This is a genomic window from Paenibacillus paridis, from assembly GCF_006345825.1.
GTDB classification, from domain to species: Bacteria; Bacillota; Bacilli; order Paenibacillales; family Paenibacillaceae; genus Pristimantibacillus; species Pristimantibacillus paridis.
Genome location: NZ_VCIX01000092.1, coordinates 441,991 through 458,243 on the forward strand (window position 1 = coordinate 441,991; position 16,253 = coordinate 458,243).

15 protein-coding genes are annotated in these 16,253 nt (G+C 55.5%); 11 read left to right on the forward strand and 4 right to left on the reverse strand.

Going from position 1 to position 16,253, the window contains the following annotated elements; translation table 11 throughout:
* Positions 1-40 precede the first annotated feature (40 nt).
* The 7 genes from FJQ58_RS23825 to FJQ58_RS23855 all read left to right on the forward strand — a co-directional run bounded on the left by FJQ58_RS23825 (position 41) and on the right by FJQ58_RS23855 (position 8,900).
* Entirely contained in the window at positions 41-943 is a 903-nt protein-coding gene (locus FJQ58_RS23825; RefSeq protein WP_139997298.1) for a carbohydrate ABC transporter permease, read from the forward strand.
* Between the two features lie 41 nt (positions 944-984).
* The gene (locus tag FJQ58_RS23830) at positions 985-1,788 is read left to right on the forward strand and encodes a carbohydrate ABC transporter permease (protein ID WP_238404429.1); all 804 of its coding nucleotides are present in this window, start codon (positions 985-987) and stop codon (positions 1,786-1,788) included.
* Between the two features lie 13 nt (positions 1,789-1,801).
* A complete protein-coding gene (locus FJQ58_RS23835; RefSeq protein WP_139997300.1) occupies positions 1,802-2,872 on the forward strand; it encodes a M24 family metallopeptidase in 1,071 nt (356 codons plus the stop codon).
* Positions 2,873-2,912: 40 nt separating this feature from the next.
* On the forward strand, positions 2,913-3,785 hold the full coding sequence (locus tag FJQ58_RS23840; protein ID WP_139997301.1) for a dihydrodipicolinate synthase family protein: 873 nt from the start codon (positions 2,913-2,915) through the stop codon (positions 3,783-3,785).
* Positions 3,786-3,811: 26 nt separating this feature from the next.
* Positions 3,812-5,248 (forward strand): aldehyde dehydrogenase family protein, encoded by a 1,437-nt coding sequence (locus FJQ58_RS23845; protein WP_139997302.1) that lies wholly within the window; start codon positions 3,812-3,814, stop codon positions 5,246-5,248.
* 24 nt (positions 5,249-5,272) lie between these two features.
* On the forward strand, positions 5,273-6,589 hold the full coding sequence (rpoN, locus tag FJQ58_RS23850; RefSeq protein WP_139997303.1) for an RNA polymerase factor sigma-54: 1,317 nt from the start codon (positions 5,273-5,275) through the stop codon (positions 6,587-6,589).
* A 97-nt stretch (positions 6,590-6,686) separates the two neighbouring features.
* Entirely contained in the window at positions 6,687-8,900 is a 2,214-nt protein-coding gene (locus FJQ58_RS23855) for a LamG-like jellyroll fold domain-containing protein (RefSeq protein ID WP_420799862.1), read from the forward strand.
* 66 nt (positions 8,901-8,966) lie between these two features.
* Here the strand turns inward: FJQ58_RS23855 and FJQ58_RS23860 are convergent, their stop codons facing one another.
* From FJQ58_RS23860 to FJQ58_RS23870, 3 genes are read right to left on the reverse strand one after another with little or no spacing between them, the layout of a single operon-like run.
* A complete protein-coding gene (locus tag FJQ58_RS23860) occupies positions 8,967-10,178 on the reverse strand; it encodes an NAD(P)/FAD-dependent oxidoreductase (protein ID WP_139997304.1) in 1,212 nt (403 codons plus the stop codon).
* Complete coding sequence (locus tag FJQ58_RS23865) at positions 10,175-10,528, reverse strand: (2Fe-2S)-binding protein (protein ID WP_238404310.1); 354 nt, start codon at positions 10,526-10,528, stop codon at positions 10,175-10,177. The genes FJQ58_RS23860 and FJQ58_RS23865 overlap by 4 nt, the downstream gene beginning before the upstream one ends.
* A complete protein-coding gene (locus FJQ58_RS23870) occupies positions 10,525-10,791 on the reverse strand; it encodes a (2Fe-2S)-binding protein (protein WP_139997306.1) in 267 nt (88 codons plus the stop codon). The genes FJQ58_RS23865 and FJQ58_RS23870 overlap by 4 nt, the downstream gene beginning before the upstream one ends.
* Before the next feature lie 183 nt (positions 10,792-10,974).
* On the opposite strand from FJQ58_RS23870, the gene FJQ58_RS23875 reads away from it, so the two are divergent.
* On the forward strand, positions 10,975-12,069 hold the full coding sequence (locus tag FJQ58_RS23875) for a M24 family metallopeptidase (protein ID WP_238404431.1): 1,095 nt from the start codon (positions 10,975-10,977) through the stop codon (positions 12,067-12,069).
* Here FJQ58_RS23875 and FJQ58_RS23880 read toward each other — a convergent pair.
* Positions 12,066-13,076: a sigma-54 interaction domain-containing protein gene (locus FJQ58_RS23880; protein WP_139997308.1), complete on the reverse strand. Its 1,011-nt coding sequence runs from the start codon at positions 13,074-13,076 to the stop codon at positions 12,066-12,068. The two genes, FJQ58_RS23875 and FJQ58_RS23880, sit on opposite strands and share 4 nt — an antisense overlap.
* Positions 13,077-13,161: 85 nt before the next feature.
* On the opposite strand from FJQ58_RS23880, the gene FJQ58_RS23885 reads away from it, so the two are divergent.
* The 3 genes from FJQ58_RS23885 to FJQ58_RS23895 are packed head-to-tail and all read left to right on the forward strand — an operon-like array spanning position 13,162 to position 16,251.
* Positions 13,162-14,382 (forward strand): NAD(P)/FAD-dependent oxidoreductase, encoded by a 1,221-nt coding sequence (locus FJQ58_RS23885; RefSeq protein WP_139997309.1) that lies wholly within the window; start codon positions 13,162-13,164, stop codon positions 14,380-14,382.
* Complete coding sequence (locus FJQ58_RS23890) at positions 14,351-15,370, forward strand: proline racemase family protein (RefSeq protein ID WP_140000028.1); 1,020 nt, start codon at positions 14,351-14,353, stop codon at positions 15,368-15,370. Before FJQ58_RS23885 ends, FJQ58_RS23890 begins: the two co-directional genes overlap by 32 nt.
* Before the next feature lie 17 nt (positions 15,371-15,387).
* Positions 15,388-16,251, forward strand: a complete 864-nt coding sequence (locus FJQ58_RS23895; protein ID WP_139997310.1) for a proline racemase family protein — start codon at positions 15,388-15,390, stop codon at positions 16,249-16,251.
* Positions 16,252-16,253: the final 2 nt, after the last annotated feature.

Sequence of the window (16,253 nt, forward strand, 5' to 3'; positions counted from 1 at the left end):
CCGCCCCTGATTGCCCCGAAGTCGAAAGGAGGGAGCGACTATGAGAAGCAATAAATCTGGATTGCTCAAGATGGAACGCCGCTGGGGCATACTGCTCGCGCTTCCGGTCACGCTCGGATTGATGCTCTTCGCCATCGGACCAATCATTGCTTCCTTTGCCTTTAGCTTGACCGATTGGCAAATCGGCGGTCAATCCTCATTTGTTGGCTTGAACAACTACGAAACGATATTAACGAAGGATCCGGTATTTACGAAGTCGCTGTTCGTCACGATTTATTATGTGCTCGCCACGGTTCCGGTGGCTATTATCGCGGCATTCGGGCTGGCGATGCTCCTTAATCGCAAGGTAAAAGGGTTATCTATTTTTCGCACAATCTTTTTCTTGCCGTCCATCGTCCCCCGAATTGCCAGCACGATGCTTTGGCTTTGGCTGTTCAACCCCGATTTCGGCTTGCTCAACTCGATGCTTGAATATGTGGGTTTGCCTGGCAGCCAGTGGATTTATGCTGAGGAAACAGCGATTCCATCGATAGCGCTCATGAGCGTGTGGGGAGTCGGCAATTATATGATTATTTTTTTGGCCGGGCTGCAATCGGTTCCCTCGCATCTGTACGAGGCAGTCGAAGTGGACGGGGGAGGCGCTTGGCGTAAATTTTACCATGTCACTTTGCCCTCGATGACGCCGACGATTTTCTTCAACATGGTCATGATGCAGATTGGGGCTTTCCAAAGCTTTGACAGTGTGTACGTCATGACGCAGGGCGGACCTAATAATGCCACCTTGCTTTATGTTGTTTATTTGTACCGTGTTGCCTTCACGGAAACGAAAATCGGATATGCGTCAGCCTTGTCTTGGATTTTGTTCATCATTATCGTCGTCCTGACGCTCATCACGTTCAGGACTTCGCGCAAATGGGTGTATTACGAAGGGGGAGGAAAGTAGTGAGCAGGACGAATCCCCGTTTTACCACTTATATTACGCTTATGTTGCTTAGTTTTCTGATGATTTTGCCTCTCATATGGCTGGTCAGAAGCTCCTTGATGGATAATGCGCAAATTTTCATTTTCCCGCCGGAGTGGGTTCCGAGTCCATTTCGTTGGAGCAATTATCCGGAGGCGCTCACGGCCGTTCCGTTCAGCCGCTTCTTCCTGAACACGATGACGCTAGAATTGTTAACGGTCAGCGGCGTTCTCGTAACGACGATCATCTCCGCTTATACGTTCGCAAGGCTGAGATGGCCGGGACGAAATATCGTGTTCGGCGTGCTGATGGCAACCGGCATGCTGCCCGGGGCAGCAACGCTGATCCCGATGTTCGTGCTATGGCGGGAAGTGGGAGCGCTGGATTCGTTCGTTCCGCTCGCACTTCCCTCCTGGTTCGGTGCAGGCGTCTATACCGGGCAAGGGGTATTCGCGATTTTTTTGATGCGCCAATTTTACTTATCGATTCCTCGAGAGCTTGACGAGGCGGCTTACATGGACGGGGCAGGTCCTTTAACCGTGTTATGGCGGGTCATCCTTCCGCTCTCGAAGCCCGCTTTGCTCGTCATTACCGTCTTTTCGTTCAATGACGTGTGGAATCAATTTCTGGAGCCTACGTTGTATCTCAGCTCGGAGTCCAATTTTACGATGGCGCTTGGCCTGGCATCCTTCAAAGGCCTTTACAATGCGCAGTGGGGGTATCTGATGGCCGCATCCGCTACAATGGTCGCTCCGATTATATTGCTTTTCTTCCTTGCGCAGCGCTACTTTATCGAAGGAATTACGCTTACGGGAATTAAAGGCTAAGGGAGGATATCGGATGATGAATGCAAGGCTCTCACGGCTGCGGTCGGTGCTGAAAGAGAGGCGGCTCGAAGCACTTCTTATAACACATGGTCCGAATCGTCAATACATTACTGGTTTTACCGGTACTTCCGGATATGCGGTCGTAACTGGCGAGCACGCTCTTTTGCTAACGGATTTTCGCTACCTATCGCAAGCCGCGGAGCAGTCGGCATCCTTCAAAGTGGAACGGCATGGGGATCAGCCTTTCACGTCGATCGCGGAGCATGTCCGCAAGCTAGGCGTTCGAGAGCTAGCCGTCGAGGCAAATCGGTTGAGCCTGGCGCAGGCAGGGTTGCTGAAAGAGAACTTAACCGGCATGGTATGCGTGCCGACCGAAGAGATTGTGGAGAAGCTTCGCAATGTTAAGGACGAAACCGAAATCATGTCGCTACGGGAAGCGGCCCGTATTGCGGATGAGGCATTTTTTCAAATCGTGCCGCTCATCCGTCCCGGCACGACCGAGAGAAGAATTGCGGCGGAGTTGGAATACCGTATCCGGCTGCTCGGCGCGGAATGCGGATGGCCGGGATTCATCGTCGCCTCGGGGCATCGGTCGGCGCTGCCGCACGGCGTGGCGAGCGGGAAGGAAATCGGGCATGACGAATTCGTGACGCTCGATTTCGGTGCAATCGTGAACGGCTACATGTCGGATGTGACGAGAACGGTATTCGTGGGCAAGCCGGACGCGGGGCAACGCGAAATATATGAAGCGGTGCTTGCCGCGAACGAAGAGGCGATTCGAGGCTTGCGTCCCGGCATGGACGGCAAGCAGGGAGATGCGCTCGGTCGAGATGTCATTGCGGCGCGGGGCTACGGCCAATATTTCGGACATGGCCTCGGTCATGGCATCGGGTTGGAAATTCACGAGCAGCTTCGCCTATCGCGGCAAAGCGATTCCGTTTTAGAGCCGGGCAACGTGCTGACCGTTGAGCCGGGCATATACATTCCGAATATGCAGGGCGTTCGCATTGAGGACGACGTGCTCGTAACTCCCCATGGTGTGGAAGTGCTAACAACAAGCCCCAAAGCGCTGATCGCGCTCTAAATTGAACGGCTCGCGCCGTCATATTGAGGAGGAAGCTAATATGAAGTTATTTTCTGGCGTTTATGTCGCAATCGTTACCCCTTTTGATGAGAAGCTGAATGTGGACGTTTTACGTCTTGGCGAGCACGTGGACTGGTTGATCCGTGAAGGCGTAGACGGCATCGTTCCGACCGGCTCGGTCGGGGAGTATGCCACTTTGTCGGCGGAAGAGCGAAGGACGGTAGTCGAGACCGCAATTGCTGCGGCGGCAGGGCGGGTGCCTGTCATCGTCGGAACGGCCGCTGCCTCTACGGGAATGGCCGTCCAATGGGCGGAGCATGCCAAGCAAGCCGGTGCAGCGGGCATTATGGCGCTGCCGCCGATTAGCTACCGCCCGTCCGAAGCGGAAGTGGTCCATCACTACGAATCGCTATCTAAGGTAGGGCTGCCAATTGTCGTTTACAATAACCCGCATGATTATCCGACAGACATGAAACCCGCTTTTCTGCAAAAGTTGTCCACCATCGAGAACGTTGTTGCCGTTAAGGAATTCTCGGGCGATATCCGAAGGGTGCATGATATTCAGAGATTGACCGATCTGCAAATCATGATCGGCGTGGATGATTTGGCTATGGAGGGCGGATTGTTCGGCGTAGCGGGCTGGATCGCCGGTCTTACGAATGTATTGCCGTCAGAGAGCGTCCGTATGTTCAAGCTTGCTCAGCAGGGTCGGTTGGAAGAGGCGATAGCGATTTATCGCAGACTGCTCCCATTATTCCATTGGGATGCAAACCCGCGGCTCGTGCAGGCGATCAAATACAGCATGGAATTGGCCGGCCGGCCGATGGGCTTGACTCGTCCGCCACGGCTGCCGCTAACGGAGGCGGAACAAAACGACATTAGGGAGGCGTATGCGTACGCGACGAGCAAATAAGCGAAATTCAGAAGGGAGGAAGCGGCATGGAATCAAGGAACTGGATCGGCGGTGAGTGGAGCAAGCCGAAAGCGGGCACGCTCGAAATCCGCAATCCTTCCGATTTAGCAGAAACGGTGGGGTACGTTCACTTATCGGGCAAGGAGGATTTGTTGGCGGCGGTCGCTGCGGCGAGGAGCGCGCAGCCGAAGTGGGCGGCGATGACGGGAGCTGCAAGAGGGGAATGCCTTTATCGTATGGCTGGTTTGCTTGAGTCTCAAGGAGCGGAGCTTGCGAATCTAGCCAGCGGCGAAATGGGCAAGCCGATTGCCGAGATGCGCGGGGAGGTGGCGCGAGGTGTCCAATTGCTTCGCTATTACGCAGCGGAGGGCGTCCGCGCGAACGGCCAGATGATCCCATCTGCGTTCGTGAACGTGAAGCAATATGCGGTTCGCGTCCCGCTCGGAGTGGCTGCAGTCATAACGCCTTGGAACTTCCCGGTAGCCATTCCGATTTGGAAGATCGCACCCGCATTAATATGCGGCAATACGGTCGTGTGGAAGCCCGCAGAGAATGGCTGTCTCACCGCGGTTAAATTAGCAGAAATATTTGCGGAAGCCAGCTTGCCTGCGGGTGCCCTTAACTTAATTATTGGCAAAGGAAGTGTCGTTGGAGAGGCGCTGCTGGAGGAAGCGAAGATTGACGCGATTAGCTTTACCGGTTCCTCGGCAACGGGCTTGCGGGTTGCCGCGGCCAGCGCTGCGCGGAATTTGAAATATCAGACGGAGATGGGCGGCAAGAATGCCGCTGTCGTCCTGCGCGACGCCGATCTTGATGCGGCCGTTGCAGCCGTTGTTAGCGGCGCCTTTCGTTCGGCTGGCCAGAAATGCACGGCGACGAGCCGGGTAATCGTTGAACGGGCCGTTTACGATGAGTTTGCGTCCAAATCCGCCGAGGCGATCGTCAAGCTGCGCATAGCGAATGCGAAATGCGAAGGAGCGTATCTCGGACCGGTCGCCTCGTTGGAGCAATTCAAGACGGTGAACCAGTACATGGAGACCGCGCTTGCGGAGGCTCGGACCGTTGCTGTCGGCTCTAAGGCTGACGGAGAGTCCGAAGGTTATTATATCTCCCCGATGCTTGTGGAGGGAGTAGGGGCCGATCATCGTCTCGTTCAAGAGGAAGTGTTCGGACCCTTGGCCGTGATGCTCCCCGCCGATGACCTTGACGAAGCGATCGGACTTGTCAATCGGACGGTCTTCGGTCTTAGCGCCTCGGTATTTACAAGAGACCTGAACAACGCGTTCCGGTTTCTGGACGAAGCGGAAGCGGGCATGGTGCGCGTGAATCAGGAGACGGGAGGCGTCGAATATCAGGCGCCTTTCGGCGGGATGAAAGATTCCAGTTCCCATAGCAGAGAGCAAGGCCAATCCGCTCTCGACTTCTATACCCATCTGAGAACATGCGCGATTCAATACCGTTAGCGCGTGATGAATGGAGCGTGAGTAATGATAATGTCGAGCTCGACGATGAATTTGCACTTGTTGCCGCAGCTGCGCTGCGCGCTTGCGCCAGAGCTGCGGCAATCGCTCATGCTGCTGCAGATGACGACAGCTGACCTACTCTCTTATTTGCGGGAGATTGAACAGGACAATCCGTTGGTTCAGCTCGAGGAGGCTGATTGGTTTTCATATGGAAGCAAGCACTTAGGCGGTGTCCGCAATCGGATGGGTGGTACCGATTCGGTGGTATTCCCCGGGAAGAGCGAAACGCTGGAACAAGCGCTGCTTGCCCAGATCAGACTTGCCGACGCCCCGAGATTGGCGAAGCGGGCTGCCGCTTTTTTGGCAGGCAATTTGGATGAATCCGGCTATTTGGCCATCGGGCTCGAAGAGGCAGCGAATTATACGGGGCTTGCGATAGGTGTCGTAGAAGCGGGACTTGGGCTTCTTCATACGCTGGAGCCTGCAGGCGTCGGAGCCGCATCGCTGATGGAATGCTTGCTGCTGCAGGTGTCCCGTGACAGCTGCGCGCCTTGTTCTGTTAGGGAGCTTATTCAGCGGCATCTCGGCGATGTGGCCAAGGGGCGCTTAAAGGTCATTGGCAAATCGCTCGGATTAGGGAGGGAGGAAACCGCGCTTGCCGTTAAGTATTTGCGGGGGCTCCATCCCCGTCCAGGTCTGTTCTACGGCGGTTCGGCCATTTCGTACACGATCGCGGAGATCAAGCTGCGAAGAGTCGAAGGCGGCACCGGGTTCGCGGTTCGCGAAACGGCTCCGTTCCGCGTGCGCTTTCATGCATCTGCGCTTGATGGGGAAGCGGGCTCTCGGGAATGGCGCGAATGGATCGCGGTTAAGAGAAAAGAAGCCGCCGGATTGGACGGGATGCTGGGTTTCCGGAAGAGCGCATTAACTGCAGTGACCACCGCTATCGCTGGGCAGCAGCAGCGTTTTCTGGAAGAAGGAGAGGGAGCGATACGGCCTCTTAAGCTGGAGCAAATCGCCAGCGAAACGGGGTTCCATGTCTCGACCGTAAGCCGGGCCGTACGGGGAAAGTATGTAGACACTCCGTTCGGCGTGCTTCCGATGAACAGGTTTTTCTCCACTGGATTGGATTGTAACAGCGGAGAAGCGTTATCCGCCCGTGCGGTGAAGCACCGCATCCGTGGGCTAATCTCCAGCGAGAACAAGGAGCGCCCGCTCACGGATGCGCATCTTACCGCATTGCTTCGCGAGGAAGGAGTGACCATCACCAGACGCACTGTTGCGAAATATCGGGAAGAGGAACGTATTCTGCCGTCGACTTTCCGAGCTATAACGCTGTGAGCAGACCCAACTTATGAAGGGGGAGATGCCCATGTAATAGCAGGAAAGTAGTGGGAGGAATGCTTCGAATTTAATAATGGAAGAGGAGGCTCAAGGAATGGAACAACGTGCAAAACAAAGCGACCGGAGCTTTACGTTCACCGCAGTTGTGTCTGCCCTATTGGTCGGCGCGCTTCTTGTTATGATGCTCTTCGCGGGTCCGCCGAGGCCCGTTCATGCCGCTGCGAACTACGCCGAGGTTGTCGATATTTTTGGCCGGACCGTGAATGATAACGGCATTGAGCTTGTAGACTGGCAGGGCTACCTGGCCAATCCGTACATCAAGCTGACAGTTAAGCCGCCGACGAGCGCGGTGTTTCCTGTTACGATCAATTTGACGACCCAAGGCACCTCGCGCCTGATGATGAACAGGCCGAGTACCATGTCAGCGACAGGCGCAGCCAAAACGTTGACGTTCGCTAATGCCGCGGCAACTCAGGATTTCAACTTGGCTATCCACCCTGACCGTGTCGGCGGAAACGGAGAGATCGAGAATTATACGCTGACTTTGCAGGTGGTTCAAGGAAACAATGCGACCAGCACTCAATCTGTGGCTATTCGGGTACTCGATCAGGATGACAATGCCGAACCGACGATGCCGCTCAAATTCGATTACCGCTTCGATACGATCACGAACATCTTCGGCGATGCCGGCGTGAAAGCAGCTACGGAGCAGGCAATCAAGGACTGGTTCTATTTCTTCGACGAAGCTCCTTATGATACAGTAGCTTCCGGCGCTGAGCAGATGTGGCTTCCTGGAGACAATTGGCAAAACTCCATTTCGGTCACGAACAATGCCGCGTATAACGGGATGTGGATTTTCCTGCGCGGAATCAACGATCCGTACTCGACCGGATTTCCAGCGATTAATGGCAATTATCACAAGCGAGCAGGCGTTCAAGTACCGGGACCCATTCCGCGTTCACTTGCAACGATATTGGATTTCTATACTGGGTTTACGCCCTTTACCTCGCTGAACGATGAAGATTATTATTTGACGCAGATGCCTGGAGCTTCTTGCACCTCCAACTGCCAGACCGATTTGCTCGGCTTGATTGCTCATGAATTCGGGCATGCAGTAGCCTTCCATAGCGACTGGCCGGGGATGGCAGCGTATGTCGCAAGCGGCGGAGCCAACGATCCCGAAGTTATCGCATATCAAGGCAACGCGGTGCCGCTCGATACCAGCTACCACATTCCGGAAGCCAATTCTCAGAATTGGGATCGGCTGAGCGGGCAAAGCGGTGGGCGCAGCCATATGTTCCACCCGAAGAGATGGATGATGACGAAGTTATCCTTGCTGATCGCAGAAAACGCGGGTTGGAAGCTGAAGAAAAGCCTGACTCCCTTCCTTGCGCCATCTATCGTTACGACATCGTTGCCAGGGGGCACGAAGGGCGCGGCTTATTCGCAGAAGCTCGCAGCGAAAGGCGGCGTGCCGTTCTACGATTGGAATGTAACAAGCGGATCGCTTCCGCCTGGGCTAACCTTGGATCGCTTCAAGGGAACAGTTAGCGGAACAATTTCAAGCAGTGCACCGCAGAACAGCTATACGTTCACGGTGCAATTACGGGACTACGACGAGCTTAGCGTATCGGTCACGAAGACGTTTACAATCAGCTTGAATGGTACCCAGCCGCCGACTGACCTTGTTGCGCAATACCCATTCAATGAAACGAGCGGCACAACAGCGGCCGATGCTTCCGGCAATGGCTTGCACGCGACACTAAGCGGCGGCGTAACATGGGCCGCTGGCCATGCGGCCAATGCCGCTCTCTTTAATGGAACGACTGGATACGGCAGCTTGCCTAGCGGAATCGTCAGTGGACTGAACGATTTTACGATTGCGACTTGGGTCAAAGTGGACAATACATCGAACTGGACTCGAATATTCGATTTCGGGACCGGATCTACGTCGAATATGTTTCTGACGCCGCGACCGGGCGGAGCGGGACTGCGATTCGCCATTACGACGAGCGGCAGCGCCGGGGAGCAAAGATTATCAACGACTGCGGCGTTTCCGACCGGGGTATGGAAGCATGTTGCGATAACGTTGAACGGGACGACGGGAACGATGTACGTGGACGGTGTGTCCGTAGCGACGAATACGGCTATGACGCTCAAGCCTTCGAGTCTCGGCAATACGACGCAAAACTATTTAGGACGCTCGCAATATGCCGGTGACGCTTACCTGAATGGCGGAATTGACGATTTCCGCATCTACAACCGGTCTCTGAGCGGATCGGAAATTACAGCCCTTTTCAATAGCTGACCATTGTGTTGACAAAAAGCCGCCTTTTGGGTTGAAAAACCTAGAGGCGGCTTATTTGCATGAACGCTATACGGTTTCAGTTTGATACAATTTCGCACGGCTGCGAGCGATGTCGGGATGAAATTGAATAAGTGCCTCTTGTCTTATCCGCTTGACTTGCTTCATGGCATCTTTGATTTCGGCCTCATCGGGAGCATTTTCGGCTGCGGCGCTGAACGCAATCGATAAGCCGGCTACCCTTCCTTGCGCAATGGCGACTTTGGCGCTCTCTACACCTGTGATGTTGCCTGCGACGTACAGGCCAGGAACCGGCGTTTGCATGTTCTCGCCATGCACCGGAACATGCCCGCCTAGCTCCGGCACGTAGCGGAAAGGGCAGCCGGCGACGGCAGCCAGCTCCGCAAGCGGGTATAACCCGCCAGCGATGCAGACGAAGTCGGCTTCCATGAAGCGCTCGCTGCCGGCGATCGGTTCTCCGCGCGGTGTCACGTCGGCCACGAGCACGCCCTCTACGGCATCCCGTCCGACAATCTCGATCGCGCAGCGGCGAAGCTGAAGCGGCACGCCCATCATTCTTATTCCTTGCTTCGGATATAGGTTCAACGCAATATTGCGCGTCATGCTGCTCTGTAGAAGCTTCGCGCCGTATTTGAGCATCGCGTTGGGCGCTAAATCCGCGAATCGCACAAGCGATTCAAGCACGGCTTCAGGGTCGGAGGACGAGCCGCTTAGCGCATTTCCCGGTGGGAGAACGATCGCAGCTAAGTCGATGCCAGCCAAGCGCAGCTCAGACACGATGGCCATGGCGAGCACATTCATGCCGATGACGACGCCACGCTTGCCAACGCGGACGCGCTGCACATTCGTCATCACCTGCGCAGCTCCTATCGACATGACGCCGGGAAGCGTCCATCCCGGCAGTGGGTTTGCCGATTCGGCGGCGCCGGTAGCAAGCAGGACATAGGGAGAACGATAACGGCCCTGGTTGGTCCATAACGTCCAACCGTTATCGCGCGTCCTCTCTAAACCGGTCACGGAAACGCCTGTTTCTATAACGGCTCCTGCTTCCTGGGCACCAAGCACGAGCAGCTGGGCCTCCCTGATGCCGTTCCACCAGGCACCTCCCGGCTCCTGATGCAGCTGGCCGAGCAGACGTCCGCCCGGTTTCATGAATTCGTCTAACAGCAGTACCTTTAATCCGGCTTGTGCGGCAGAGCAAGCGGCCGCTAGGCCAGCTGGTCCCGCACCGACGACAATAAGGTCGCAGTTGGTGTTCATAGGGAGAGACTCCTATCTGATTTTGTTGCCTGTCGAAACGGCGTTGGAAGGACGGTTCCGGAACGGATATCCATGCCTGCCTTCACCGGAGTCAAGCAGGCCCGAATGCCGGATTTTGCGCCAATCGTCACCCGGCATTCCATGCAATGCCCAATGTTGCAGTAAATGCCTCTTGGCGACCCGTGCTCCTCATGCAGCCTCAGCGTCCGTATGCCGCTAGCAAGCAGCGCGGCGGCAATACTCTCGCCTTCGCGCGCCGTATAATGACTCCCGTCAAAGGAAAAGGAGACGGTCGCAGCGGGCGGCAGAGGGCCGAGAACGGGATGATGTTCGATTCTGCCGTAGCTCAAGACGAATGCCCCCATTCGGCGAAAGACATCGGACGCACCGGCGGCTGGACCTTCAGCGGGAACTCAGAGGCAGATTCACCCTCTGGCGGGGCAGTCAACCGATCCAGCAGCGGCCGGCATGTACGGCCGCCGCATATTCCCATGCCGGCACGCGTCCGCAGTTTGGTTTCGCGCGCTGAGCAGCCTTGTTTGCTGATGGTCTCGCGAATTTGCTCCAACGTGACCTCCTCGCATCTGCAAACGATAATCGATGCTTCTTTCATGTATACGGCCTCCTTATTATTCGGACTGGATACTTTACCAAGATGCAAAATTCATGCCATCCAATGATGCTCTAAGAAAAATTTGGTGAATGTAGATGGTGTGGCATCGATTTTGCAGCAGCTAGTAAGGAGAAGGGATGTTGCTGTCCCAATCCGTTCAATAAGGTGGGATTCCGTTTGAGGATGCTGTACAGAAACAGAAGGAGCATGCTGCAGGAAAAGCTGGAGAAGAGGGCTGTCGGGACGGCGCTTGTGCTTTCGCCGGCATCGATCGCGTATTTGACTGGATTCCGATCGGATCCGATGGAACGATTTATGGCGCTATGGATAAAGGCGGATGGTACGACGATATTGTATGTCCCCGAATTGGATGAAGCGAAGGCATCTACAGTGCAAGGGATTGACAGGCTGGTGCCCATTCCGGACGGCAAGCCGGCGACCGAAGCGTTATGGGAAACTTGCGGAGGAGAGCCGAAGCGGTGCGGAATCGAAAAAGAAACGCTGACGTTGAAAACGGCTGAGCAGTTGGCGGAGCTATGGCCCGGTACGGAATTCGTCGATATAGGCGCGGACATTGGGCAGATGCGCGGCCGCAAGACGCGGGCTGAGGCGGACTTTGTTAAAGCGGCGGCCGGCTATGCGGATGCCGCCCTCGAAGGGGCATTAGGTTTCTTTCGCAGAGGCATGAAGGAAAGGGAGCTTGCGGAGGAAATCGATAGGCAGATTGTGCTGGCGGGAGGAGCTGGCCCCGCATTCAAGACGACCGTGCTCGGCGGCGAACGTTCTGCGCTGCCCCATGGGGATACCGGAGATTACGCGATCGTCGAGGGGGATATTTTGCTCATTGATATGGGGGTGGTTCATGAAGGTTATTTATCGGACATGACCCGGACATTCCTTGTCGGTCAAGGGACAGCTGAGCAAGAGCGGATGTACGAAACGGTCTTCGAGGCCAATCGGAGGGCGATTGACGCGCTGCAGACTGGAGTGACGCTAGCATCGGTCGACGAAGCGGCAAGATCATGGATTCGAAGCTGTGGCTACGGAGAAAGGTTTCCTCATCGCGTCGGCCACGGCCTGGGCACGGAAATCCATGAGCCACCTTCCGTACATGGCTGGAACGAACAATTGGTTGTCACGGGAATGCTGCTGACGATTGAGCCGGGCATTTACATCCCCGGCTTCGGCGGGATTCGAATCGAAGATGATTTATATGTGAACGAGGAAGGCTTGGTAGAGCAGTTAACCGGTTTTTCGAAACAATTAAGGCGTCTTTAGTTTGGGGAATCGTTGCCGAACAGCGTGCCGATGCGTTTATAGAGCGTCATCCGCGAAATGCCGAGAAGCTGGGCGGCCGCTTGCTTATTGCCGCTTGTTTCCTTAAGCGCAGACTCGATAAAACGCCGTTCGTAATTCGCAAGCCAATCGGATAAAACGCCTTGCCTCGGCAACGAGGGACTTTGTTCAGCCTGCTGATTGGAGAGAGGCGACCCCTGTGCGGCGCTGCGAAGCACAGCGGGAGGGAGATGCTCGGCCATCGGCGATTCGCTTGCAGACAACACGCATAGGCGCTCGATTGCATTGCGGAGCTCACGTATGTTGCCTGGCCATGGATGCTGAGCAAGCAGAGCATGCAGTCCGCTGTCTAATGGTTTTGCGCAGCCGAACCGGCTCGCAAACGCCTCGGCAAGGAGAGGGATATCCTCAGAACGGCGCCGCAGGGGCGGGATGTCCAGCTCAAGAACGCTTAACCGGTAATATAGATCTTCCCTAAACTTTCCTTGCTCCACAAGCAGAGCCAGATTACGATTTGTTGCGGCGATGAAGCGGCAGTCCGAGTGGAGAGTACGCGTACCTCCGACCGGATAATATTCGCGGTCCTCGAGAATGCGCAGCAGCTTCGTTTGCAACTCGGGAGGCAGCTCTCCGATTTCGTCCAGAAACAGTGTGCCGCTTCGAGCGAGCTCGATCTTGCCAGGTTTGCCCCGCGGATCTGCTCCGGAGAACGCGCCTTTCTCGTAGCCGAAAAGCTCGCTTTCGGCAAGGCTGGCCATCAAGGCGCCGCAATTGACGGCAACGAATGGAGAACCAGCCGTTTCGCGAAGCGCATGAATTCCTCTTGCGAACAATTCTTTGCCGACTCCGCTCTCGCCCGTTAGCGTTACGGTGGCGGTAGTATGCGTGAGCTTGCGGGCCAATGCGATAACGGAGAGCAATGCTGGGCTTTCTCCGATCAGATCATGGAATGGATCGGACGGATGATATGCGGAAGCTGTTGGCTGCAACGAGAGGTCCCTCCCTTGAAAAGTGTATCTTAATTATTACACTGTCAATAGAAAGTGTAAATATATGTATCGGAAGGTGAAGCTCATGACCATGAAGCGGCATGCGGACGTGCTTGTCTTAGGAGGAGGTATTATTGGGGCCTCCGTGTCTTATTTTGCAGCTAAGGCAGGGTTGTCCGTCGCCTTGCTTGAACGCGGCGAGATTGCGCAAGGGACGTCGTCGCGGTGCGACGGGAATATTCTCGTCATAGACAAAGAGCCTGGATTCGATAGCCTAATGTCGATCGAAAGCCAGCGCATCGTTGCGGAGCTGACCCGGGAACTGGAGCAGCCGTTCGAATATCGGGCTCCCGGAAGCGTGTTCGTATGCGAGACGGAAGCGGAACTGGAAGCGGCGCGAAGTTGGGTAGCTCGGCAAGCAGAGCTGGGTCTGCCGTTTCGGATGCTCGACCGGTATGAGATACGCCAGGAGTCTCGTTATTTCGCAGACGATCTGCCCGGCGGCCTGGAATGCGGTTCCGACTCGACGGTGAATCCTTATTTGCTGACTTATGCGCTTGCCGATGGCGCGAGGCGACTCGGGACGGAAATAAGCTTGGGCACGACGGTGCAAAACATAGCCAAACTGAGTGGGAACGGTTATGTCGTCGAAACGGATCAAGGCACTTGGGTCGCGGGAAAGGTTGTCAACGCTGCGGGCTGCTGGGCGCCGATGATCGGAGGGATGCTCGGCCTAGACGTTCCGATTATTCCGCGTAAGGGCCATCTCATGGTTGCTTCAAGGCAGCAGCCGGTCGGCAGGCGAAAGGTGATGGAGTTCGGCTATTTGATGTCCAAATTCGGAGGCTCCCGTCAAGTTGATCGCTTGACCGAACAATATGGAGTGGCGCTCGTCTTTGAACCGACCGAAAGCCAAAACTTTCTAATCGGCTCCAGCCGGGAATTCGCCCGTTTCGATACGGATGTACGGCCAGACGTAATCGCCTGCATGGCCAGACGGCTGCTCCGTTTTTATCCCGCGCTGTCCGATTTTCAAATCATACGCACCTATACCGGCTTGCGTCCTTGGACGCCCGATCATTTGCCGATCGTATCCGAGGTCGAAGATATGCCTGGTTTCTATATAGCGGCTGGACATGAAGGGGACGGCATTAGCCTTGCTGCCGTAACCGGCAAGCTGATGGGGGAATTGCTTACGGATGCCAAGGCGACATGCATCCCTACAGAACCTTTGAGCTTCGGTCGATTCAATAAAAGAGAAGGGAATGGCGGCCATGAACGCGACGCGCGTGTATCGCACCATTGATACCCATACGGGAGGCAATCCGACCCGAACCATTATTAGCGGAATGCCAAAGCTTGAAGGGACGACGATGGCGGAAAAGATGCTCGATATGAAACGAAATCATGACAGCATTCGGCGGCTGCTGATGAACGAGCCCCGCGGGCATGAGGTGATGTCGGGCGCATGCCTGGTGCCGCCCTGCCATGAGGAAGCGGACGTGGGCGTCATATATATTGAAACGGGCGGCTACTTGCCGATGTGCGGGCACGATACGATCGGTTTTTGTACCGCATTGGTCGAATGCGGACTTGTACCGGTAGAGGAGCCAATAACAGTGATTAAGTTGGATACGCCAGCGGGACTCGTTCGTGCGGAGGTGACAGTTAAGGATGGAACCGCTCTTCAGGTAGCGTTCCGGAATATTCCGGCATTCCTGCATAGCGTGAGCCGCGTGAATGTTCAAGGGCTCGGAGACGTAGCCTGCGAGATTGCTTATGGCGGAAATTTCTTCGCAATAATAGACGCTCGCAGATGCGGACTGCAGCTTGAGCCCTCGAACGCGGCGGCTATCGTTAGGCAAGCGGTTCAGATTCGACAAGCGATCAATAAGTGCTTGGTCGTCGAGCATCCGGAATCCCCGTTTATACGAGGGGTGACGCATATCGAGTTCTACGGCGATGCCCGCGATCCAGAGGCGGATTTACGCAATGCGGTCGTCGTGCCCCCAGGAGGCATCGACCGTTCGCCTTGCGGTACGGGCACATCGGCTAAGCTGGCAGCGCTGTTCGCGCAGGGCAAGATCGGTCTTGGCGAGACGTTCGTGTACGAAAGCATCGTCGGCTCGCTGTTCAGAGGCAGGGTGGTGGAGCAGACGATGATCGCCATGCACCCGGCGGTGGTTACGGAAATTGCCGGAACTGCGCGGATGATGGGCATGCATACTTTTTATTCCAATCCGGAAGACCCGTTGAACGAAGGTTATTTGTTCGTACCTCCAAACGATCATTGAAAGGAGAATTTGCACTTATGAAATTCCGTAGAATGGCGAAATCGCTGGATATTCATGTCGCTGGCTGGCCGCTTCGTGTTCTGTTCGATACTCTAGAGCACCGCGAGAAAGAGATGCTGTCGGAAAAAGCTTTGCGGTTATGGCACGGGGACCAGTCGCCGCTGCGCTGGCTGCAGCATGAGCCGAGAGGGCATGCTGCCATGCGAATCGGTGTGGTGACGTCATCGCGAGAAGGGGATTACGGCTTGATGATATTTGACTCGGCAGGTCCATGCCCGGCGGATGGAATGGATGCGCTAGCTGCTGCAGCGGCTTTGACGGAAACCGGATTGCTGGCAAATGCCGACGAAATCGTGTTTGAGACGGAGAGCGGATCGATTGCGGTCGGCTTAGCGGATGAGGAAAAAAGGCGGTCTGCGGTTTGCCGTCTGGCGTTGTCCGAGCTCGCTTCATACACGATTGTTCGCGCTACTGATGCCGGTATATCGCTTCAAGCACACAATGCATATGTGATTGAAGGATATATAGGAAGCTGCGAAGCAGAAGGCAGATCATTGGTGCTGGAAGAGGAGCGGAACGGCAACGAATGGGTGGTCGCGGCTATCGGCCGCGATGGTTGTTTGCTGCGCGCTCCGGACACGGTTACAGTAGGAGTGATGCTTGCTAATGTGTTTAGGGAGGAGGGGAATCTACATGTTCCCCATCGCTTCTTCGGACTTGCAGGCGGGTTAGTAGAATGCACGGTCTTATCCGCGGAGGATCTTGTGGAAGGGAATGAAGAAATCGTCTGGGCTTTGACCGCCTGCGCTAGATTGGTCGCGTCTTGCGAATTCGTCCTTGATCCGCAGGATGCGATAGGCGAAGGGTTTCTGTTGAGATGACC

Coding starts and splice junctions, on each gene's coding strand:
- FJQ58_RS23845 (WP_139997302.1), top strand. CDS start 3,812: ATGGAATCAAGGAACTGGATCGGCGGTGAGTGGAGCAAGCCGAAAGCG.
- FJQ58_RS23825 (WP_139997298.1), top strand. CDS start 41: ATGAGAAGCAATAAATCTGGATTGCTCAAGATGGAACGCCGCTGGGGC.
- FJQ58_RS23840 (WP_139997301.1), top strand. CDS start 2,913: ATGAAGTTATTTTCTGGCGTTTATGTCGCAATCGTTACCCCTTTTGAT.
- FJQ58_RS23860 (WP_139997304.1), bottom strand. CDS start 10,178: ATGAACACCAACTGCGACCTTATTGTCGTCGGTGCGGGACCAGCTGGC.
- FJQ58_RS23855 (WP_420799862.1), top strand. CDS start 6,687: ATGGAACAACGTGCAAAACAAAGCGACCGGAGCTTTACGTTCACCGCA.
- FJQ58_RS23830 (WP_238404429.1), top strand. CDS start 985: ATGTTGCTTAGTTTTCTGATGATTTTGCCTCTCATATGGCTGGTCAGA.
- rpoN (WP_139997303.1), top strand. CDS start 5,273: ATGATAATGTCGAGCTCGACGATGAATTTGCACTTGTTGCCGCAGCTG.
- FJQ58_RS23870 (WP_139997306.1), bottom strand. CDS start 10,791: ATGAAAGAAGCATCGATTATCGTTTGCAGATGCGAGGAGGTCACGTTG.
- FJQ58_RS23885 (WP_139997309.1), top strand. CDS start 13,162: ATGACCATGAAGCGGCATGCGGACGTGCTTGTCTTAGGAGGAGGTATT.
- FJQ58_RS23835 (WP_139997300.1), top strand. CDS start 1,802: ATGATGAATGCAAGGCTCTCACGGCTGCGGTCGGTGCTGAAAGAGAGG.
- FJQ58_RS23875 (WP_238404431.1), top strand. CDS start 10,975: ATGCTGTACAGAAACAGAAGGAGCATGCTGCAGGAAAAGCTGGAGAAG.
- FJQ58_RS23890 (WP_140000028.1), top strand. CDS start 14,351: ATGAACGCGACGCGCGTGTATCGCACCATTGATACCCATACGGGAGGC.
- FJQ58_RS23895 (WP_139997310.1), top strand. CDS start 15,388: ATGAAATTCCGTAGAATGGCGAAATCGCTGGATATTCATGTCGCTGGC.